This window comes from Caballeronia udeis, from assembly GCF_044909315.1.
Lineage (GTDB): Bacteria > Pseudomonadota > Gammaproteobacteria > Burkholderiales > Burkholderiaceae > Caballeronia > Caballeronia udeis_A.
Genome location: NZ_JBIYEB010000003.1, coordinates 289,658 through 310,574, shown reverse-complemented (window position 1 = coordinate 310,574; position 20,917 = coordinate 289,658). Strand labels below are relative to the sequence as shown.

Here is a 20,917-nt window from a genome sequence, read left to right as displayed (position 1 = left end):
CGAGCATCCATGAATCACGCAGCAAAAAGTCCCGTACAGGTTCTCGTGGCGAAGAAGATCCTCACGATGAATCCGGCACAGCCGTACGCCACGCACGTCGCCATTCGCGATGGCAGGATCCTGTCGGTGGGAAATGGCGACGAGGTGAAACAGTGGGGTAACGCGGAAATAGTCGATAAGTTCAGGGACAAAGTGCTGATGCCGGGTTTGGTGGAAGGCCATTGCCATCTGATGGAAGGTGCAATGTGGGACGCGGTTTATGTCGGTTATCACGATCGGCGCGGTCCCGATGGCGTTCGCTGTCCTGGCTTGCAAACACTTGACGCGGTGATCGCACGGCTCAAGGCAGCCCATGATGAAATGACAGACGGGCAAGCCCCGCTCCTCGCGTGGGGTTTTGATCCGATCTTCTTCGGCACGAAGCGTTTGTCGGTCAGGGAACTCGACACCGTCTGTGCACAACGGCCCATCGTCATCCTCCATGCCAGCGTGCATCTGATGAACGTGAACTCTCCAATGCTCACGCTCGCGGGTATTGACAGCGAGAAGGACATCGACGGAATCGGCAAGGATGCCGACGGCAAACCGACCGGCGAGTTACAGGAATTCGCTGCCATGTTTCCTGTGTACCGGTTGATCGGCGGCGGCCTTTCCATTGCGGCCAGTGAGAAAAAAGAAGCCATCTGGAATTTCGGCCGGGTCGCGCAACTGGCCGGCGTCACGACTGCGACCGACCTGGTGAACGACTTCTCTGAACGGGGCAATCAAAACCTGCGAGACGTGACGAACGACCCGGCCTACCCGCTCAGGATCGTTCCGGCATTCGCACCTCAGCGTTGCCCCGAAGGCGGTCCGCAACGCGTGCTGTCGGCTATTGGCGGCAACACCGAGAAGCTGCGTTTCGGACCGGTCAAGTTCATTGTCGACGGATCCATTCAGGGCTTCACCGCGCGCCTCAAATGGCCGGGATATCTGAACGGAAAGCCAAATGGACTGTGGTTGATCCCGCCCAGCCAGTTCGTCGAAGTATTCGCGCCGTTTCACGAAGCCGGGCTGCAACTGCATATTCATACCAACGGCGACGAAGCGACCGAACTGGTCCTTGATGCGCTTGAAAAAATTCTTGACCGCTGCCCTCGCCACGATCACCGGCATACGCTCCAGCATTGCCAGATGGCCGACGCAAGCCAGCTTGCACGCGCGGCGAAACTGGGCTTGTGCATCAACTTCTTCTCGAACCATCTCTACTATTGGGGCGACGCGCACTATGAGCAGACCATGGGCGCCGACCGTGCAAATCGCATGAACGCTGCGGAATCGGCGCGGCGCCTTGGCATTCCGTTTGCCTTTCATTCCGATGCGCCCATCACGCCATTGAATCCGCTCTTCACGGCGTGGTGCGCCTCGCAGCGCGAGACGTCTTCAGGCCGGGTGCTTGGCGCAAGCGAGCGTGTCCCGGTAGCGGATGCGTTGCGCGCAATCACGCTGGGCGCCGCCTACACGCTCAGGATGGACCATCTTGTCGGCAGTATTGAAGTGGGCAAGTTCGCCGACTTCGCGGTGCTGGAGGAGGACCCGAGCGAGGTCGCGCCCGAACGTTTGAAGGATCTCGACGTGTGGGGAACCGTGCTCGGTGGCCGCGTCTTCCAGGGGCCCGCAGGATGACCGCGGGCGTCACCGGAGCGCGAACCCCGATTCCGCTGATTGTGGTCGGCGGTTATCTGGGTGCGGGCAAGACGACGTTGCTCAATCATGTGCTCGCGCACGCGGGACAGCGCCGCATCACCGTGCTCGTCAACGACTTTGGCGCCGTCAATATAGATGCCGCGCTCATCCGCGAACGCACCGGCGACGTCATCAACCTGGAGAACGGCTGTGTCTGCTGTTCGATCGGTGGACAGCTCGTCGATACCTTACTCTCGATCAGCAACCGGCCCGATCCGCCCGACTTCCTGGTTATCGAAGCAAGCGGGGTATCGGACCCTGTGCGTATTGCTCAGATCGGCCTTCTCGATCGTTCGTACAGGCTGTACGGAATCATTGTCGCGGTGGATGTGTCCTGCATCACGCAGACGCTGCTGGACCCCTATGTGGGCGATATAGCGCGGCAACAGATCGCAGGGGCAACGGCAATCCTGCTGACCAAAACGGATCTTGTCGACGAGGGCAGGAAGACTGAAGTTGTGGCCGGGCTGGCGATGCCGGCTCATACCGGCATCATGCTGGAAACGACAGACGGCGCATTTCCCCTGGAACTGTTCTTCGATGACAACCTGACGGGCCGCGTTCGTCCTGGCGGTCCGGGAGCGTTGAATATCCGGAGTCCGAACCTTCCGGCGGACTTCTGCAGCTTCGTCTTTCGCACCGAAGCGCGGTTTGATCGCAAGAAGCTCAAGGATGCGTTGCGCAACGTCTCCGGGAAGTTATTGCGAGCAAAAGGCCTGATCCGGCTGGACGATGCGACGGCGACGCACGAACTTCATGTCGCGGGTGGCCGGATCATCATCACCCCGTTTCTTGGAGAAGCGGACGCGGAGTCGACGATTGTTCTCATCGGGGTATTTAACGATGAAGCGAAACAGGCAACGCTCGACGCGCTCACCGCTGCAACATCGACCGCTTGCCATAGCTAGAGCGCGCCATCCACGACATCGCGCACCAAGCTTCAAAACCAGGTGCGCGCAAGTGATCGCGCGCACCCTGTTCATGGCTTCTCGTCGCGCCTGAAATACAACTGATAGAGCATTCGCTGACCAATCCGGCGAAACGGTGCGAACGGGTGACCAGGTAACTGCGATGTGAAAATCGGCAGCGCCTGTTTCCCTCCTTGCCCCGCTATCTGCTCGGCCAGCCGGCGCCCCGCCTGCTGCGAATACGACACGCCATTGCCGCCGTAACCCAGCGCGTAATAGACCGATTGCTTCGGGTCCGGCTGACAGATGCGCGGCATCATGTCGTGAGCGACATCGACCCAGCCCCACCACGAGTAGTCAATCGCGATGCCGCGCAACGCCGGGAACTTGCGGGCCATGCCTTCCACGAGTAAATCGTAGTGGCGTGAATTCGGTGCATCGGCACCTGTGATCGCGCTGCGGCTGCCGATCTGCAGCCGGTTATCCGGCAGGAAGCGATAGTAGAAACGCAGGGTCCGTGTGTCAGTGAGCACCTGCGTCGTGCGGAAGTTGCATGCTGCAATTTCCTGCTGCGTGAGCGGGCGCGTCACCATCGAATTGGAGAGGATCGGCATGACACGGCTCGTCAGCGACGGATGGAGGTTGGGTGCCGTATAAGCTCCCGTCGCGATGCCCACTGAACGCGCCCGCACAATCCCGCCCGGCGTACGGAGATGATGAACGCCGTTGATGGTTTCCCATCCGATCACCGGACTGGCCGGATGCACACGGGCTCCCGCCTCGCGGGCAAGCCGCAAGTAGCCGAACGCAAGCTTCAATGCATGGATGCCGATACCCTCGGGCTCATGGAGCGCGCCGGCCGCTTCGGCGTCGTTCACATACTCGCGACGAAAGGTCTCCTGATCGAGCAGTTCGGACGGGTAGCCGAACACGTTCTTCCATACTTTCGCCTCGGCGGCGAGCTTCTCCATCATGCGCGGACGATGCGCGATCAGGAAGTGACCGCCCGGCTGCGGATCGCAAGCAATTTCGGCAACCAGCGACTTGAAATTCTGGAAGCCCTCGAGGATTTCATCGTGCATTTTCAGCGCGACCTCCTTACCCCATCGTTCGATCCATTGCGAGCGCGATAACCGTCCGGACGCGTTCTGGCCCTGGCCGCCGTTGCGGCTGCTGCAGCCCCAGCTCGTCTTGTTGGCCTCGAGGACCACGGCCTTGATGCCATGTTCGCGGACCAGGCATAGCGCCGTTGCGAGGCCGGTGTAGCCTCCACCGATGATGGCCACGTCCACGTCGATGTCTTGTGTGATCGGGCCGTCGTCGGGCGGTGGAGCACCGGCGGTTGCGACCCAGTAGGTAGGCGCATATTGCTTGCCATGACCGGGGCCGGGCGAAACCAGCGGGTCGTACGTCGGATCGTATTGCGTCGCGCTGTTTCGTTCAACAGACACGCCTTGCGCAACCCGTTCGATTGCACTTTGCTCCATGCGACACTCCTCGTCGGGATCAAAAGTTCTGCTTTGGACGTTCATTGAGGAACGTACGTTGGAAGACCCTGGGTTTGTCGCGAGACTCGAAGCGGCGTCACCTTTTGCTTCGATGCGTCCGCCATAGGTGCACGTGCTCTCCTCCGACAAGCCTTTTGACGTCGGCTTTACCGGCGATTCACTTGTAAAGATTGTAGAAAGGCCACGCGGCCGACGGTAGGTCCAGTCGACCCCTTTCGCTTGGTACAAGCGGCGACTGGAAAGATTGAGAAAGGGAATGCCACACAAGCGGCGAGCGGCCTGCTCCCGAGTTTCCGCCGGAAACGATAAGATAGGGATCGAAAACAGGCGTCTTCTTCGGGGCCAGGCCGAGCGCGCAATGAGACCGTTGTTCGATTCGGATCGGAGTCCTTCAGACGAGAAAACCACCACTTCCCTACTGAAAAAATTGAGCCGCTTCTTATAAGGGTGATAAGGACGTCACTTGCACGAGGCGGGATCACACTACCAGGACACTATAGTGAGCAACCCGGTCTATTACCTCCACATACCGAAGACAGGCGGGAGCTCCCTTATCTCTTACCTGGACAGTCAATTCGACCCGGATGAAGTCTGTCCATCACAACTGCTCCCAGACCTGTTCCAGCTCCCCGCGAATGTGTTGCGCCAGTACAGGTTTTTCCGTGGGCATCTATGGTACGGGCTGAGCTCATACCTGAAGCGGGATCTTACTTACCTCACCATGCTCAGGGACCCGGTGCAACGAACCATTTCCTGGTACTCGCATGTCAAACGTGACGTAAATGCGTACAGGCACCAACGCGTAATTGACGAGAACTGGACTCTGCAAGACTTCGTTCTCGATCGCGAAACGAACTGGGATATGGTGAACGCGCAGACCTTGTTTCTTGCAGTCGATCTGGATTACTCGAAGCTCGCGCACGACCCCGTTGGCTATGGCAGGACCGTGGTCAAGCAATATGCACAACGTTCCAACGATCGCTCATTGCTTGAGATCGCGAAGAGGAGAATTGAAGAATTCGCTTTCTTCGGCATAACAGAGCGCATGCAGGACTCCATGTGCCTTCTCTCTTACGTCATGGATTTCTGTCCAGACCCTTCAACGCCGAGATTAAACATTTCGTCTGACAGACCCTCCGACCAGGATGTTTCGCCTGAGACGATCGATGCCATAAGAGAAATCACCAGGCTGGATCAGGAGTTGTACGACTGGGCTTGTCAAATTTTCGAGGAGCGCTTTCGCGAGATGGCAAAAGCGCTCGTCATATCGCGTTATGAATCGAATCACCAAAAGCCGGCGGCTCCGCCGTGCGGACCTCTGCCGGCAGAAGAACGTCTGCTCTTTCGCATTGAAATAGTCCGGGCACCTGCGAAAATCAATACGACCGAAAAATTCCAGATGACGGTAGGAATATCAAACAATTCCAGGCATACGATAAATACCCGGCTCAAGAACCCGGTAAACATCTCATATCATTGGATAGAGGCATCCAACGGCTCGATTGCTATCTTTGATGGTGAACGCACAAAGATCTCTCCGGGTTTGTCACCGGGTGAAAAAGAGGAATTCTCCGTGCTGGTGGAATCGCCAATCAAGGCCGGACGGTATGTCTTGAGAGTGACGATGGTTCAGGAAGGGGTGGCATGGTTCGACGAAGGTGAATCTCCAGTGTTCTCGGACATCGAAATGATTGTTGGAACAGCAGGTGAGCCGCTTGAACATCTGAGGTAGATCGCCTCGCGTAGTGTTCGATTTGTCTCCAGGCGAATAACGCGCACTCCAAGGGCACAGGACGACCCGCTCCGTCTGTTAGCGGAGCGCGTCCGGCTAGCACTGAAGATCATCCATTGCGCCGTCACCCGGCTCGCTTGCCGGGCTGGGACGACTGCGATTCCGTCTGTGTGTTTAATTATTTTCGTGGCAGAACGGTGCCGCCGCTGGTCGCTGCCGGTGAGAACACGCCGTGAGTGGGTCCGTAGTTGGGGCTCGCGTTAACATTTGTCTGCGAAGTCTGCGAGCCGTTTTTTGCCTGCGCTCCGCCTGAAGACTGCGAACTCACCGATTGCGTTTCCAGCAGCTTCTGGGTTCGGTTATTCAGCCCCGACGCAGTGCTCGTTCCGGCTAAGCAACAGCAGCATACGAGGCCAAAGACAAGTTTCCGTTTGGTCATGAGCGTCTCCTTTGCAAGTACGCACAGCCACGGAAACCAACTTGTCGGTTGAACCGGCGACCTGGCGATTTACGCTGCCCGTGGCTTGTCCAACGACGCCTGACCCGCAACGACAACGAGGTGATCGGCTGATCAAGAACTCGTTCGCGGAGTCATCGTCGATAAGATCATCGTGCGCTTTTATAAACCGCATCACAAGCTGATCCCGGTCACACCAAGCCTTTTTTCGGTAACAAAATTCCTCTTTGACGCGCTCCTTCCCCGTCTAAAAAAACGGTAATGAGCCGCGAACACAAGCGCTTCGGCGCCTTCGTCTCCCTCCTGCGATGGTTGGCTTTGTGCATCGCCGCATGAGTTGCGTCCGCCGACCGTGCGGACACCCCGGACAAAAATCAATGCAGCTACCTTGCATAAGCAGGTAGCATGTTATATGTTTTACTTATCCACCGAGTTTGACCATGACCGAATCGATCCAGGTTCAACTGAAGAAAGGTGCGCTCGACCTGTGCGTGCTCGCTCTGTTGGCACGCGGCGAGAGTTATGGCTACGAGATCGCCAGCACGCTTGCCAGTGCAGTCGGCATGGGCGAAGGCACGATCTATCCGCTTATGCGCCGCATGCAGAACGACGGGCTGGTCGCCACCCGGCTGGTCGAATCGAGCAGCGGGCCGTCGCGCAAATACTATCGGCTCACGCCGGTGGGCCAGGACGCTCTCGAGGCGCACAGGCGTGACTGGCGAGCCTTCGTGGCCGCAGTCGATCAACTTCTTGGAGCTCAGACGTGAACAGTGAAGCATTCTTGCGCACTCTGCGAGCTGGGCTCGCCGGCCTGTCGCAACAGGAGATCGACGAGATCATCGCCGACTACGCAGCGCATTTCGCCGAGGCGAGCGCGTCGGGTCGCAGCGAGGCGGAGGTTGCCGAGGCCCTCGGGGACCCCGCCCGGCTCGCCCGGGAGCTACGCGCCGAAACCGGCCTCCGGCGGTTTGAAGCCCATCGCAGCTTTGCCAACCTCGTCACGGCCATGCTTGCGCTGGCAGGCCTCGCGGCGGTCGACATCCTGTTTCTACTGCCGCTGCTGCTCGTCGTGGCGGCCGTTACCCTGGGGCTCGGCATCGGCCTCGTGGCCCTGGGTGCGGTTGGCGCGCACATGATCTTCGGCGCCGTATTCTCTGGGCACGGCGGCTCGATCGTGGGCGCGGTGGTCCGCTTCGTGGTCGGCATCGGGCTGATCGCCTGCCTGGTCGCCGGTGGCTCGCTGCTGCTGCTCGGACTTGGCGCGGGCGTGCGCATGCTCGGACACTATGTACGGCTGCATTACCGCCTGCTCGAGCCCGATCAGGACGCCACGCGAGCGCCGGGCAAGGATGTTCCGGCACAGAAGTCGAACTTGCCCAAGAGACTGGCCGTGGTTTCAGTCGCGGGATTGGCCGTGGTCATCGCCCTCCTTGCACTCGGCAGTTCGCTCGTCCGATCGGAATGGGCTGGCGGAGCGCCCTTGTGGCGAGATGCAGGATGGCGTTGCGGCCGGACCTGGTTCGACCATGCGCTTGCAAGCAAACACAGCGCAGGCGGCGCAGATGCCACGAACTCAACTGGTGCCTCGCCTGCCTCGGTTGCGTTCCCATTCGACGCGAGCGACAGCATCGACATCGAACTGCCAGCCTCGGTCACCTACCAGCCCGGCCCCAAGGCCGAGGCGACCGTGACAGGAGACCCCTCGCTCATCAGCCACGTGCACATAGTCGATGGCAGGCTCGGTTTTGACAGCGACACCATTTGCGTCCCGGACACGCATCTCTCGGTTCGGCTGACGGCCCCGTCGATCACCAAGTGGGGAATCAAAGGCAGCAGCAACCTCGTTCTGACAGGCATCGACCAGCAGACGCTCCAATTGCGCGTTGCGGGGAGCGGCCGTATTGTCGCAAGCGGTTCGGTGCGGGTTGTCGCACTCAATATCGCAGGCTCGGGTGAGGCGCAATTGCAAGACCTCTCGGCCAGGTCGGCGGAGATCGTGGTCCATGGCAGCGGCGAAGTGGAGGTCGCGGCGCAGGACAACGCGGATATCGCTCTAGCCGGTAGCGGTGTCGTGAAACTGCACGGCCATCCGGCACAGGTACATTCGAGCATATCGGGTAGTGGCCGCATCGAAAACATGCCCTGACGACATCCCATGCCAGGGCCTTCAGGGAGACGCTAATGACCAGGATTCCCAGCCGACGCGATTTTCTGAAAGTCACCGGAGCGGCAATCATCATGAGCCAGATGCAATCGTTCGTTGAAGCCGCCACCTGGGCGAGCGCACCCTCCGCGGCGTCCGCGGCGTCCGGTTTCGCACCCGATCTCGACGCCCGCTTCGATACCTTTCGTGCGGCGGCGCCTCTGCACAACCTTCACAGCGTCCTGGTGGTGCAGGACGGGAACATAGCGTTCGAGCGCTATTTTTCGGGTCTCGATGAAACCCGGGGTCAACCGACTGCCGGCGAGGTCGTGTTCGGCCCCGACGTGCAGCACGACCTGCGCTCGGTCACCAAGAGCCTCGTTTCGTTGCTCTACGGCATCGCGCTCGCGGACAAGCGCGTCCCGTCACCCGACCAGCCGCTCCTCGCGCAGTTCCCAGAATACCCGGAGGTAGCGCGTGATCCGCAACGGGCAGGTCTCACGATCGCCAATGCATTGACCATGACGCTCGGCATGCAATGGAACGAGCACGTTTCCTATATGGATCCGGCCAACAGCGAAACGGCAATGGACGCGGCGGCAGATCGATTCCGTTACGTGCTCGAGCGCCCGATTGTCGCCGCGCCGGGTGAGGTATGGATCTACAGCGGCGGTGCCGTTGCGCTCATCGGCCGGCTGATCGAGAAGGGCACCGGGCAACCGCTCGAGGACTACGCGCGCTCGGCTCTTTTCGAACCGCTTGGCATCGACAAGTTCTCATGGGCCAAAGGCCGGGATGGAGAAGCGATTGCCGCATCCGGGCTGCGTCTGACGCCACGCGAGCTTGCACGCGTCGGTCAACTGGTGCTTGCCCGCGGTCAATGGAAGGGCAAGACGATCGTGCCCGCGGCGTGGCTCGACGCGTGCTTCACGCCTGCCGCCACAGTGCGTGACGGGCAATCATATGGCTACTTCTGGCGGGTCGGCGAAATCGCCTATCCGAGCAAGACGGGAACTCGCGGCGAGCACTATTTGATGGGTTTCGGCAATGGTGGCCAGTTGCTGGCTATCGTTCCGGCACGCGCACTCGTGGTGGTGGTCACCGCTGGAAATTACAACGATCCGAACGACTGGCAAGTGCCCGATGCCGTGCTGCGCCGTTTTGTGCTGCCGAATCTCAAGGCTTGAAGCGCTTACCCATTACAGCCCCGACTACAGCCCGAACGCAGTGTTCAATCCCGCCTGTAGCTCCTTGCAACATCATGGAGCCAGTCATTCCGTGGCGGGTTTGACAATGCTTTCCAGGTGATAGAGCTCCAGCTTTCGATACAGCGTGCTGCGCGAAACGCCCAGCGAACGGGCCGCCTGGGCGAGATTGCCATGAGCGTCATACACCGCGCGAGCAATGGCTACGCGCTCCGTTTCTTCAAGGCTGGTTGACTGAAGCAGCACGGGCTCCGCCGTACCGGCGGTCGCCGTTTCAGCGAGCAGTTCCGCAGGCAATTCGTCGAGCCCGACCTCCTCCTCGCGGGAGGTCAACAGCAGATTCTCGATAATGTTGCGCATCTCCCTGACGTTGCCCGGCCAGGAATAAGCACGCAGCACGGCCATGACTTCGGGGTTCAGCCGCCTCAACGCGACCGAGTGGCGCAGGGCAAGCCGACGATTGAAATGCTCGACCAGCAGGTCGATGTCGATGTCCCGCTCGCGCAGCGGCGGAATCCGTATGCGGGTAACGCTGATGCGATAGTAAAGGTCGCCACGGAAGCGCCCGGATTTTACTTCGTCATGCAGATTACGATTGGTCATTGCCAGCAAGCGTACATCGACGCGCCGTGGTTGCGTGTCTCCTAACCGGTACACCACGCCCTCTTCCAGTGCGCGCAACAGCACGGGTTGCAGGTCGAGCGGCAACTCGCCGATTTCATCGAGACACAGGGTGCCGCCGTGCGCCAGTTCGAACCGGCCGGGACGTCCCTCTGCAGTCGCGCCCGTAAATGCGCCGCGGACGTGGCCAAACAACTCGCTGCCAATCAGCTCCTTCGACGCCGCCCCGCAGTTGTACGCGACGAAAGCGCCGCCTCCACGTTCCTCTCCGTGTATTGCCCGCGCGAACAGCTCCTTGCCGACCCCGGTCTCGCCCTCGATCAACACCGGTACACGCCTGCGGGCAAGCTGGCGAGCCCGATTGACAGCCGCGAGCATGACGGCGCTCTGCCCGAGTATCTGGGCGAAACAGTTGCGTTGCGGGTCGGCCTCGCTTCCGGGTTCATTAGCGGACTTGCGACCGCTTTCACACTCCGCTCCGTTCCCAAGCACATGGTTGCGCTCGGCCGTCCGGTTGCCCGGGGAGCGCGATCGAATCGCGGGAACCACGAGCATTGCGCCGATCGTGCTGCCTTCCACCACGACCGGATTGAACCATTCGGCACGCAAACCCTGGGGCAGGTGCCGGGCCCAGTCCTCCACGGCCGAGCTCTCGTCCATGCCCGGGAATCGCTCCCCTATGCCGACAGGAAGCGCCACCCGGCCGGTACTGTGCACGAGCCGCCCGCGCCTGTCGATGGCAATCATCCCCGCTGCGTCAGACGATGAAAGCCGTTGCAAACAGAACGCCAATAGACGCATATGCTGACGGGCGGACTGCTCGGCCAGCACCATCTCGATCTGTCGTGCCGCCGTAATCGCCAAGGTCAGGTTATTGATCTGATAAGTGGAAGGCGGCCCGGAAATATCGAGTACACCTATGATCGCGCCGGTCCCGGGTTCGCAAATCGGCGCCGCCGCGCAACTCCAGGACTTGATCCCTTCGCAGAAGTGTTCTGAACCATGAATATACGTTGGCTCGCCGGTAGCGAGCGCGGTGCCGATGCCGTTGGTACCAGCCATTCCTTCGCGCCAGTCGCCGCCTGTCGTCAAATGGATTTTCTCGCCGGCCGTCAACGTGCGCAGGTCCCCTGCTGCCTTGAGAATCACACCGTCCTGGTTGGTCAGGAGCAGGATGGAATGTGAATCCGCAAACAGATCCGCCGTCGCGGTGAAAAGCCGGTCGGACGCTGCCAGCAACTCTCGATGACGCCAACGCAAAGCCTCGACAGCATCGCCGTGTACCGCGAACGGTGCGAGGCGTGCAGAGGGACTGACGCCGGATTCCAGACTACGCTGCCAGGATGCAATAAGAGCCGAAGGAACCGCTACCGCCGACTCGCCCGCCAGGAAACGCTCCCACGCACGCATGGTGTCGCGGTCAGAGTGGAGAACGTCGGCGCGCTGCGCCTGGGCCATCAGGCCATGCATCACGGCCTGGTCAGCAGGAGCCGATGCACTCTCGATTTGATGTCTCGCCACAAGTCTCCTCCGATGCGATTGGTCAACGCAAAACCCCTCAAGGCAGGCTTCGCCGCGACTCGCAATCTGGTATTGCAGCTGGCGCTTCTCGCTGTTCAATTCTGTAAGCTGGCAGCAACACCACCGACTAGTATATGCCTGGCTTTTGATCAGGTCCGCTCGGGAAAACACGCCCCGGCGAACATGATCAACTATTCTTTTATGCGTCACATGGCAGACATAGTCCGGGTCCTTGCGGCGTGATTCCCAGCAAAAATGACTCAAGGGTTGGAGATGTAATAGCCCGCTATTACAACGCGTGGCCAGTCCAGCCGCAGTTCATGTCAAATGGGTTCCACGCCTTGTATCAGGCAGCTGTAACCAAACGCCGACATCTAATTCGGATTCCAGATTATTTACATTTTTATGACCGGCCTCCGTATGGAGACCGGTTACAGCACGACTATTTTCGGCCGAACACTTCGGCGCCGCCGCCAAGCGCAGGTCCCGCGGTGGGATCGATTGTCTCCGGTTTCTTGGCGATCAGGGTCTGGGCAGTCAGGATCAACCCCGCAACCGATGCAGCATTGCGCACCGCGCTGTAGCTGACCTTCACCGGATCGATGATGCCCGCTTCTATCAGGTTCACGAAGGCGCCAGTGCGTGCGTCAAGTCCCATGCCCGGTCTCGACCGCACCGCCTCGGCCACGATCGCCTCGCCCTTCAGGCCACAGTTCGTCGCGATGTGAAACAGCGGTTTCATAAGCGCGCGCTGCAGCAGTCTCGCGCCCTGCTGGACACTCCCCTGAGTCCGTGAAACGGTCCCTTCGAGTTCCGAAGACACTCGCAACAATGCCATCCCTCCTCCCGGCACCACTCCCTCGGCAATGGCCGCGCGCGCCGCGTTGATCGCATCCTCGATCAAATGAAGCCGGCGCTTCTGTTCGACCGGCGTGGCCCCGCCTGCCAGGATCATCGCCGTGCCTCCCGACAATTTGGCAAGGCGCACCTGGAACTTGTCCCGTTCGACATTCTCCGGCGCCATCTCGTACTGGCGTGCCACCTGCTGACGACGCGCGACAATGCCGACCGGGTCCCCGCCACCGGCCGTAATGATGGTCTGGTTGGCTGAAATGCGTACTTGCCGGGCGCTGCCGAGATCCCGCAGTTCCGTGGTCTCGAGTTTTCCGCCCAGGTCGCTGGCAATCACCCGGCCTCCCGTGACAATGGCTATGTCCTCGAGCATCGCCTTGCGCCAATGCCCGTACTCGGGCGGATGGATGGCCGCCACGGGAACCCCGCCGTTGTCTCGCCAGGCGAGCAGGCTCACCACACACGCGGGCGCAACCTCTTCCGCAATAATCAGCAGCGGGCGCTTGCTTTTCGCTATGAGCGCCTGAATGGCTGCCACCTCCTCCACCGACTGCAGCCGCTGGTCGGTCATCAGAATGAGCGGGTTATCGAGCACCACCTGCATTCGTTCCAGGTCCGTGACCATGTGATGAGACAGGTAGCCGCGATCGAAAGCCATGCCGTCGACCACTTCCAGACGCGTTTCGACCGTTGTTCCATATTCGACATCAACGATGCCATCGGGACCGACCCGCTCAAGCGCCTCGGCCACCATTGCGCCGGTGACCTCGTCGTTGGCGGCCACTATGGCGACCGCCCGCACCTCCTCGCTGCCACGCAGCGGAGTCGCGGTGCGTTTCAGCGCTGCGATGACCTCGGTGACAGCCGCCTCCAGACCCTGCACGAGTTCCACCGGGTTCGCCCCTTCCGCGAGACAGGCAAGGCCGTCCTGGACCAGTGCATCGGCCAAAACGGTCGCCGTGGTGGTACCGTCGCCGGCGACGTCATTGGTCTGCTTCGACACCTCCCTGACGACCTGCGCGCCGATGTTTTCGAACACGTCTTCCAGTTCGATCTCGTTGGCGATACTCACGCCGTCGCGAGAGATGATCGGCGTGCCGATCGGCCGGTCGATGATCGCATTCATCCCGCGGGGGCCGAGGGTGCCGCGTACCGCCTTGGCGAGCTTGGCCACGCCCCGGCCGAGAGCCGCGCGGGCCTCATCATCGTGCAACATGATATTCGGCATGATTGCCTGTCTCCGTTTATGATTGGTTTGGATTACAAACCATTTTAGATTGACCTGACCGCGCTGATGGAGCGGACAAAATGCACCGGCTTGACCTCCCCCTGAGGCGCGCATCCCGCGCCGTATCGGGTGGCAAGCAGACCGCGACACAGCGCACTGTTGAATTCGGCGTTGACGCCGACCCGTCGCAAACCGCGCAAGTAGGCGTGGATCTGCCCGGCATCCAGCAATGCGCCGTCCTCGCCAACGAAGGCGGCTGCGTCAGCGTCAGTGCCCGCCCCGACAACCGGACGTCGTTCCAGATAGCGTTCGACCAGACGGCGACCCGCTGAATCACAAGCTAGTGCGGCAAGATCCGCCACGGTTAGCCGCAGCAATGCCGCGGGCTCATGCCCGTGATCGAGCAGATACGCCAGCAGCGCCTCCTGCCTTCGCTGGAAAGCCTTGACCATGAAGGTCCGGCGAACTTCCTCCAGTTCGCCGCTGGCTTCACTGCCGAACGTGGCCTGGAACGACAGCCCGGCCGCGACGCCACGATTGATTTCGTCGGCATACATGTGCTCGCCGAGACCCACCGTGACCTTCCTGACCCACGGCAACGCCGCGACCGCAATACGCATGTCGTCAGCCATCAGGAAGGCGAAATTGGCGGCGCACCAGTAGGTCGGCAACCGGAAATCGATGCGAACCTGCCCGCCGGCATCCACCCCCACGCTGGTGACGAAACCCAGCTCCGTCACCGATTCGTCGAGCTCGGGATCGATAACGGACGCGAGCCGCGCCCACACCTGCGCGGTCCGTCCATCCGTAGCAACGGCCATGATGGTCATACCGTGGCCGTCTGGCGCGTATCAGCCAGCAGCTTCTTTTGCGCTTCCACGTCCACGCCATACAGCCGCGCCGCGTTGAGCCCAAGGATTTTCTTTTTCGCCGTCAGCGATAGTTGAACACCGGTCTCCCTGGCTACGGATTCAGGCAACTCGAACGCCATGAACTTCTCGATCAGCCACTTCGGCGACCAGATACCGTAGTCGCTGCCGTACAGGATCTTGTCTTCGCCGATCCAGAAAAGCAGCTCCGAAATCACATGGGCAAAATACTCGGGACGTGTGTGGATGAACGGCAGCGCCACCGCGAGGCCGCCATACACGTTGGTTTCCTGGGTCGCGATCCAGCAGAAATCATCCAGGCGCGGCAAGCCGCAGTGCTCGACAATGAAGTTCAGGTTCTGGAAGCTCGTAGCTGCGTCGTCGACGTCGGCAACATCGAACGCGTCGCGGTTCAACGGCAGGATTGTCGGGCCCTTGTGCACGTGGATATTCTTGATGCCCAGCTTTTCGCAACGCTCGAAGTATCTCTGCATGCCCGGGTCGGACAGCTTGTAGCCCTTGCTGTCACCGCGCCATTCAGCGGTATAGAGCTTGACGCCCTGGATCTTGTAGCGTTCGGACAGCTCCTCCAGGCGATCGAGCCCGGCCTCGCCGTCACGCGGATCAAACGCGCCGTTGACGATAAACCGGTTCGGGTATTTCTCCTTCAATACATAGTTGGCCTCGGTCGTGTTGAAGCCGTTCTTGTAGAAGTCCGTCAGGTAGGTCGGCTGACAGATCGCCATATCGTCGTAGCCTGTCACGAAAAGGTCGTCGTACAGGGCTTTCTCCCCGTACTTGTCGAACTTCTCCTTGGGCCACAAATACTCCTTGGGACTCAGGTTCGAATGATAGGCATAGAAGCAATCAATGAACTGCTGGCCATGCACATTCTTGAGGTTGGCCTTGCTGCCGTCCCAGAGATGGACGTGCCCGTCAATGATGAAGATCTCTTCACCGTCCTTGGTTCGATACATGACATTGTCTCCATGGTTATGCGAGAGCGACCGGTTTCATGCCACGCAAAGGTCACGCAAAGCCGGTCGCGAAGTGCGGTACGGTCGCGCCCAGGTTGTCACTCGTAAGCCATGGCGTCGTCCATGTTGCCGAACAGCACGACGGTGTCGTCGTCTATCATCACCATTCGCCCGTAGTGGGTCGAGGTGGAGATCTCGAACAGATGCGGCGTCATCTCGCGGCCAAGCGATTCGCTGATCTCGCTCATCCTGAACTCGATCTTCCCCTGCCCGTCTATGCGAATCATCGCAGGCAGGTAGGTCACCGTGATGCCGGGTTTATGCGCCATCAACTCCGCAATGGCGCGTGCCTCGACGCTATCGTTCATGGTGACGCCGCACTGATGAGAAATGGTTTGCTCGAAACGAACGTCTTTCATCGACTTGAAGATGTTGTCGGTATGCACTGACATCGCGTACTCCTCTTCCCGGTTAGGTTCTGACTAAAGAATGGCTCAGGCCTGGATCGCCAGCGGGAAATGAATGCCTATCTCACGGGCAATCATTTCGGTGCGCTCGATCGCACTGTTCATGCTGTCGTTGAACTGCACCACCTTGACATGCGGAATCGACCAGATCGGCTGCAGACGTTTCGCCGCCTCGGATGCCAGCGCGCCGTGCTTTTCCAGCCACTCGCCGAACAGCTTGCGGTTGGCTTCGCCGTGCTTGGGGTCGTTGGCAAGCATGTGGAACAACTCGACCGCGTTGGCCAGGTTGCGCTCATAGTCGCCCTCAGCCGCGGACACCACGGTGGGCGTCAGGAAGTCGTTTTGCGATGCGGCCATCTGCATGATGAAACCGCTGCGGAACAGATCGGCCACCAACGGCTCGAAGACCACGTTCACCGCGAAGTACTTTTCGAGGAAGTCGGTTGCACCGCCAATAGCCTCCACGGCCCGGCGCGTTTCTTGCCAGATCGGGTCGTTCAGCCAGTGAGACTTGCCGGCGTCGAGATCCAGGTTCGGCGCGTCCAGTGCGATTTCTCCCAGGTACAGCGTCAGGTCCTGCGCAAAGCGCAGCTTGTACGATGCATTCGTGAGGATGGCGCTGTTGATCATCTGCGTCACGCCGTAGCGCTGGGCATGCATGGTCGCGGTACCCAGGCCAAACTCCGCATGCTTGTATGCGCCAAGATGCTGCTCCAGCACCTTGAGCCACGCCTTGTCGAAACGCTTCACCGCGCCCGAGCGCCGGGCATTGCCAATCGCGCCGCTGATCATGCCGATGATCGTGGACTGGCGTTGATAGTGGGTGCGCTCCCATTCTTCGTCGACCGCGCGGAACCTGTGCCAGTCCGTGCATTTCACTGCGGTCCATGTTTCCGAGTAGGTCGGCGTGCCATCGGCGAACGAGATGATCCAGTCCTGCAGCAGGTAACGCTTCGGGTCCGGCTGAACGTCGACGGTCATGTCCTCGTAATGGGTCGCCTTGCGCCCCTTGGGCTCGAAGTAGTTGTACTTGCGGCTGTCCCAGCCGGCGAACTGGGCAGCACCGGCCGCGCCTGATGCAAGCGGCGCCGGTTGCTCTATCGTGGTGCTCATGTCGATCCTCCTTTGTCTTTCATTTATCGGAACTTCCGGTCTGGAGCCCTGCCAAGGGTCCGGTCATCGGACGGCCTGGGTAAATTTGTCGAAATAAAGCCGTTCGGGCGAAACGCCGGCCATCTGCAGCACGGGCATCACTGCGTCGATCATCGGTGTCGGACCACACGTATAGGCATCGATCTCACCGGCAAGCGCCTCCTCGCGTAAGGTCCGTCCAAGCACCTCGTGAATGAAGCCGGTCTCGCCGGTCCAGTCGTCGCCCGCTTCAGCGTGCGACAGCGCCGGGATAAAGCGGAAGTCGGGCAGTTTCTCCGTGAGTCCGGCGAACTCGTCGAGATAGAACAAGTCGCGACGGGTACGCGCGCCGTAAAAGAAGCGCACCGGTCTTTGCTCGCCGCTCTGGACAAGATCGTTGAGGATCGACCACAAGGGAGACATTCCAGAGCCGCCGCCCACCAGCACCATCGGCCCCGGCTGTTCTTCCCGCCGGAAGCAGGTGCCGTACGGTCCCTTCGCCACCAGCCGGTCACCCGGCTTGAGGCCGTCATCAAGCTGGGAAGAGAAAGCGCCGTTGGGGTACTTCTTGATGATGAACGCAAGACTCGTCTGCCCCCCTGGCTCGCTCGGAACGCTTGCCATGGAGAACGACCGCGTGATGTCCAGCCTCGGAATGGTCAGGTCGACATACTGGCCGGCCCAAAACCGCAGCGGCTGGTCCAGCTCCACTTCGAGCAGCCTGATGTCGTGCGTCAGCGCGGTTATCTTCGTCAGCGTCGCTCCGAATTCCTTCACCGCAATGGACCGGCGCATCAGGTCTTCGTCGTAGTTCAGCAGTTCCACCGTCAGGTCGCTGAAGGCGAGCGTCCTGCACAGCAGGATGTGATTCGTCTCGCGCTCATAGTCGGGCAGCGCGAAGGTCGAGTACTTCTTCAACTCCACGTCGCCCTCGATCAGCAGGGACTTGCAACTGCTGCATTGTCCTTCCTTGCATCCGTGCATTACCGAGATGCCTTGGCGGAAGGCGGCATCCAGCACGGTCTCTCCCTCCGCGACCTCCATCTCGACGCCGACAGGCTCGAATCGCACTGTATGAACTGTCTGGTGGTCGACTGTTTCCGGCATGGCATCCCTCTTCCATTGCGTATCGTTCATGTCGTTCATGCTCGTCGTCCCCTCCTGATCCGTCCGGGAGCGTAATCACCCACTCACCCCCTCAAGCACTCCCGGACCGCATCGCTTCGTCAGCTAACCGGATTAATCTTGAAACCGGCTCGATATTCAGCGATGTGCTTCTCGCGCTGCTCCGCTGTCATACCCCGCAACAGGACGATCGGGCTCTGGATGATGTGACCGCGAACATGATCGAGCGTCCACATGTTCTTGTCGTCGAACCGGAGATGCGGTTGCGGCACCAGGGTCTTGCCGTCGCTGCGCACAAAACCGAGATCCTTGATGCAATCAGCCAGATCCCAGCCGTGGTAGCACTCTTCCCATTCGCGGCGTCCGCTGAAGCGCCCCATGGCCGGCGTCGGCCGCCCCTCGTATTCCGAGGCGAACGCAACCTTGTGGGTCCAGCGGCACAACTCGGAACAATACGTGTAAAGCTGTCCGTCCACTTCATCGACTACGAAGTCTTCCCGGATCAGGCACGGCACCAGGCAACTCCAGCAGCGGTGCGGGTACACGTAACCATTTTCCTGGTCGAACAGCATGTTGGTCTCGCCAGGCACGCTCTTCTTCGCGTACCACTTCCAGTAGTCGCCGAATTCTGCGTACCACCCCGGGTACTTGTGCTCGAACCACTCGAAGTCCTTTTCGGTCTGCGCCTCGATCCGCCAGAAGTTGACCGGCCAGCCCACGGAGAAGAACTGCGCAACCTTGTGCACGTAATTCTTCTTCACCAGGCGATCCCATGCGGCCCCCACGTCGTCATGGTGAATCTTGATGCCGTATTTCTCGAGCGGCAGCATGTACGTACGGTAGTAATCCTCATAGATCCACCGGTGCCACAACTCGGCATACGACTCCTTGGTCTTGTCCCGGTCCGTGGTGCCGTACTCGATGAACGTGCCAATGGCCGCATCCACAATGGCGTGGTTCTGCCAGAAGGCGTAACGAAGATCGCGCTCGAGCAACAGATGGTTGTCCGGGTCGTTGATCACCGACATCACCAGCGAATGGCCGTTACCTATGTGCCGGCTTTCGTCGGACTGCACGGACAGGAACACCGTTGGCAATGCATAGTCGCCGTTGCGTGCCGCTTCTGAAGGCATGGCGACGAACAAGGTGTTCGTGAACGCCGTTTCAGCGACCACCTGCAGGAACACATTCGCCGCGGTGACTGCGTCGCCGGTCAGGAACCCTTCGGCAAACTGACGGCCGATCGTGGTTGCGTAGCACTTGCCGAATGCCGCCTCGGTGATATCGAACCCGGCCGGATCGATGTAGTTCTCCATGTACCACTTCTTGAGGTTCATCTGGATAGTCGAGTGCCGGAACTCGTCGACCATCTGCATCGTGAAACCCGTCCGTAGTTCTTCTCCGGGCGCCAGGCGGCCGAGCATCGCCATCGAGCGCGCCGCCGAAATTTCCGGGAACGGGATGATCGCCAGGAACAGCTTCATCCACTCGACCCAGCGCGGTTGCACGTTGCGGAACATGTCACCGCGCAACGCCGCATCGAGGGCCCCGTAGACACGGTTATCCTTTTCCTCCTGCATCGGAAAATAGGAGCGCAGCACCTGTTTCATCGGGTCGCGTGGCGCCTTGCTGATCTTGTAGTCCGTCGGGAAGGTCATCGCCTCCTGAACGTAACTGGGTGTCCAGCCCAGATCGGCAACGCGGCGTGCCGCCTCGCCAATGCTGATCCCACGCTGGGACGTGATCTTGTTGAGGGTTAATCCATCAGACATTGAGCTCTCCTTTTTCATTTCACGAATCACCGTCGTAGTTCACGGTCATACGGCGGTGCTACGGGCAGGGCCGCGTAATGCCGCAGCCAGAGTCAACAATCAACAACACAGGCCGGTGGTCACGGTCCGGTCTTAACGATCCATGCCCCCTGTCGTTTTGTCATGCACTTCGGATCATCGACGCTTGGGTCTTGATCTGCTCTCATAGAGCGATTTGCATGCCAACGAGGCTGACGGCGCGCCCTATAAGGCAGTGCTGTTCATGCGGCTATTTGTGTCATCTTCCGGCCGGGAATTCTGTTTTGTTATGCGACATTCGCGTTCAATCTATCTGTCCGATATTGGGACGATCCTTCCACTCTCGGCTGAGCAGGCATCATGATATTTTTTAAGCGGACTTCTTAATTAATTAGGAAAACATATTATCTATGTGGCTATGGCACCCTCACCACCGCTCGAACTTCGATGCACAATCACCTATAGTCGCGTTTCTCCCGTATAGATCACGCTCTGGGCCTTATCGCCATCCGGCTTCCTCTCGGCAATAAATCGCGCGGCGAGGACCAGCGCCCCCATCGCGAAGTCCTTGCCGTAAGCCGCGATCATTTCGTCGCCTATCGCCCCCAGCCGCTCGAAGAACTGGTCCTTGGTGAGATGTTCATGGGTCATCGTTGTC

The 20,917-nt window shown here is 60.0% G+C and carries 16 protein-coding genes; 6 read left to right on the top strand and 10 right to left on the bottom strand.

The features are described from left to right. Positions 1-9 precede the first annotated feature (9 nt). Complete coding sequence (locus ABH944_RS06560) at positions 10-1,665, top strand: amidohydrolase (RefSeq protein WP_404604977.1); 1,656 nt, start codon at positions 10-12, stop codon at positions 1,663-1,665. Next, entirely contained in the window at positions 1,662-2,633 is a 972-nt protein-coding gene (locus ABH944_RS06555; protein ID WP_404604979.1) for a CobW family GTP-binding protein, read from the top strand. Before ABH944_RS06560 ends, ABH944_RS06555 begins: the two co-directional genes overlap by 4 nt. Positions 2,634-2,704: 71 nt before the next feature. On the opposite strand, the gene ABH944_RS06550 is transcribed toward ABH944_RS06555, so the two are convergent. Then, positions 2,705-4,120: an NAD(P)/FAD-dependent oxidoreductase gene (locus tag ABH944_RS06550; RefSeq protein ID WP_404604980.1), complete on the bottom strand. Its 1,416-nt coding sequence runs from the start codon at positions 4,118-4,120 to the stop codon at positions 2,705-2,707. Positions 4,121-4,640: 520 nt separating this feature from the next. Here ABH944_RS06550 and ABH944_RS06545 point away from each other — a divergent pair. The 4 genes from ABH944_RS06545 (at position 4,641) to ABH944_RS06530 (ending at position 9,660) form a co-directional block, all read left to right on the top strand. Continuing rightward, positions 4,641-5,873 (top strand): sulfotransferase family 2 domain-containing protein, encoded by a 1,233-nt coding sequence (locus ABH944_RS06545; protein WP_404604982.1) that lies wholly within the window; start codon positions 4,641-4,643, stop codon positions 5,871-5,873. 909 nt (positions 5,874-6,782) lie between these two features. Beyond that, on the top strand, positions 6,783-7,097 hold the full coding sequence (locus tag ABH944_RS06540; RefSeq protein ID WP_404605361.1) for a PadR family transcriptional regulator: 315 nt from the start codon (positions 6,783-6,785) through the stop codon (positions 7,095-7,097). Then, on the top strand, positions 7,094-8,476 hold the full coding sequence (locus ABH944_RS06535) for a GIN domain-containing protein (RefSeq protein WP_404604983.1): 1,383 nt from the start codon (positions 7,094-7,096) through the stop codon (positions 8,474-8,476). Before ABH944_RS06540 ends, ABH944_RS06535 begins: the two co-directional genes overlap by 4 nt. 35 nt (positions 8,477-8,511) lie before the next feature. Continuing rightward, positions 8,512-9,660 (top strand): serine hydrolase domain-containing protein, encoded by a 1,149-nt coding sequence (locus tag ABH944_RS06530; protein ID WP_404604985.1) that lies wholly within the window; start codon positions 8,512-8,514, stop codon positions 9,658-9,660. A gap of 84 nt (positions 9,661-9,744) precedes the next feature. Here the strand turns inward: ABH944_RS06530 and ABH944_RS06525 are convergent, their stop codons facing one another. From ABH944_RS06525 to ABH944_RS06485, 9 genes are all read right to left on the bottom strand, one after another. After that, a complete protein-coding gene (locus ABH944_RS06525) occupies positions 9,745-11,769 on the bottom strand; it encodes a sigma-54-dependent Fis family transcriptional regulator (protein ID WP_404605362.1) in 2,025 nt (674 codons plus the stop codon). Positions 11,770-12,262: 493 nt separating this feature from the next. Then, positions 12,263-13,900: a molecular chaperone GroEL gene (gene groEL / locus ABH944_RS06520; protein WP_404604986.1), complete on the bottom strand. Its 1,638-nt coding sequence runs from the start codon at positions 13,898-13,900 to the stop codon at positions 12,263-12,265. Positions 13,901-13,944: 44 nt separating this feature from the next. Continuing rightward, positions 13,945-14,721, bottom strand: coding sequence for a metal-sulfur cluster assembly factor (locus ABH944_RS06515; protein ID WP_404604988.1), 777 nt, complete (start codon positions 14,719-14,721; stop codon positions 13,945-13,947). Between the two features lie 5 nt (positions 14,722-14,726). Beyond that, on the bottom strand, positions 14,727-15,746 hold the full coding sequence (locus ABH944_RS06510) for an amidohydrolase family protein (protein ID WP_404604990.1): 1,020 nt from the start codon (positions 15,744-15,746) through the stop codon (positions 14,727-14,729). A gap of 98 nt (positions 15,747-15,844) precedes the next feature. Continuing rightward, positions 15,845-16,198 carry an MmoB/DmpM family protein gene (locus tag ABH944_RS06505; protein ID WP_165104012.1) on the bottom strand — a complete coding sequence of 118 codons (354 nt, stop codon included), beginning with the start codon at positions 16,196-16,198 and terminating at the stop codon, positions 15,845-15,847. A 42-nt stretch (positions 16,199-16,240) separates the two neighbouring features. Further along, positions 16,241-17,326, bottom strand: a complete 1,086-nt coding sequence (locus ABH944_RS06500; protein WP_404604992.1) for a ferritin family protein — start codon at positions 17,324-17,326, stop codon at positions 16,241-16,243. Between the two features lie 63 nt (positions 17,327-17,389). Then, positions 17,390-18,481, bottom strand: coding sequence for an NADH:ubiquinone reductase (Na(+)-transporting) subunit F (locus ABH944_RS06495; protein WP_404605364.1), 1,092 nt, complete (start codon positions 18,479-18,481; stop codon positions 17,390-17,392). 89 nt (positions 18,482-18,570) lie between these two features. After that, positions 18,571-20,241 (bottom strand): aromatic/alkene/methane monooxygenase hydroxylase/oxygenase subunit alpha, encoded by a 1,671-nt coding sequence (locus ABH944_RS06490; protein ID WP_404604993.1) that lies wholly within the window; start codon positions 20,239-20,241, stop codon positions 18,571-18,573. Positions 20,242-20,718: 477 nt separating this feature from the next. After that, positions 20,719-20,910 (bottom strand): hypothetical protein, encoded by a 192-nt coding sequence (locus tag ABH944_RS06485; RefSeq protein WP_404604995.1) that lies wholly within the window; start codon positions 20,908-20,910, stop codon positions 20,719-20,721. Positions 20,911-20,917 lie beyond the last annotated feature (7 nt).

What these genes read in the sequence shown, in the direction of transcription:
- ABH944_RS06560 (WP_404604977.1), top strand. Translation starts at nt 10, where the DNA reads ATGAATCACGCAGCAAAAAGTCCCGTACAGGTTCTCGTGGCGAAGAAG.
- ABH944_RS06555 (WP_404604979.1), top strand. Translation starts at nt 1,662, where the DNA reads ATGACCGCGGGCGTCACCGGAGCGCGAACCCCGATTCCGCTGATTGTG.
- ABH944_RS06550 (WP_404604980.1), bottom strand. Translation starts at nt 4,120, where the DNA reads ATGGAGCAAAGTGCAATCGAACGGGTTGCGCAAGGCGTGTCTGTTGAA.
- ABH944_RS06530 (WP_404604985.1), top strand. Translation starts at nt 8,512, where the DNA reads ATGACCAGGATTCCCAGCCGACGCGATTTTCTGAAAGTCACCGGAGCG.
- ABH944_RS06525 (WP_404605362.1), bottom strand. Translation starts at nt 11,769, where the DNA reads ATGCATGGCCTGATGGCCCAGGCGCAGCGCGCCGACGTTCTCCACTCT.
- groEL (WP_404604986.1), bottom strand. Translation starts at nt 13,900, where the DNA reads ATGCCGAATATCATGTTGCACGATGATGAGGCCCGCGCGGCTCTCGGC.
- ABH944_RS06515 (WP_404604988.1), bottom strand. Translation starts at nt 14,721, where the DNA reads ATGGCCGTTGCTACGGATGGACGGACCGCGCAGGTGTGGGCGCGGCTC.
- ABH944_RS06510 (WP_404604990.1), bottom strand. Translation starts at nt 15,746, where the DNA reads ATGTATCGAACCAAGGACGGTGAAGAGATCTTCATCATTGACGGGCAC.
- ABH944_RS06505 (WP_165104012.1), bottom strand. Translation starts at nt 16,198, where the DNA reads ATGTCAGTGCATACCGACAACATCTTCAAGTCGATGAAAGACGTTCGT.
- ABH944_RS06500 (WP_404604992.1), bottom strand. Translation starts at nt 17,326, where the DNA reads ATGAGCACCACGATAGAGCAACCGGCGCCGCTTGCATCAGGCGCGGCC.
- ABH944_RS06495 (WP_404605364.1), bottom strand. Translation starts at nt 18,481, where the DNA reads ATGAACGATACGCAATGGAAGAGGGATGCCATGCCGGAAACAGTCGAC.
- ABH944_RS06490 (WP_404604993.1), bottom strand. Translation starts at nt 20,241, where the DNA reads ATGTCTGATGGATTAACCCTCAACAAGATCACGTCCCAGCGTGGGATC.
- ABH944_RS06485 (WP_404604995.1), bottom strand. Translation starts at nt 20,910, where the DNA reads ATGACCCATGAACATCTCACCAAGGACCAGTTCTTCGAGCGGCTGGGG.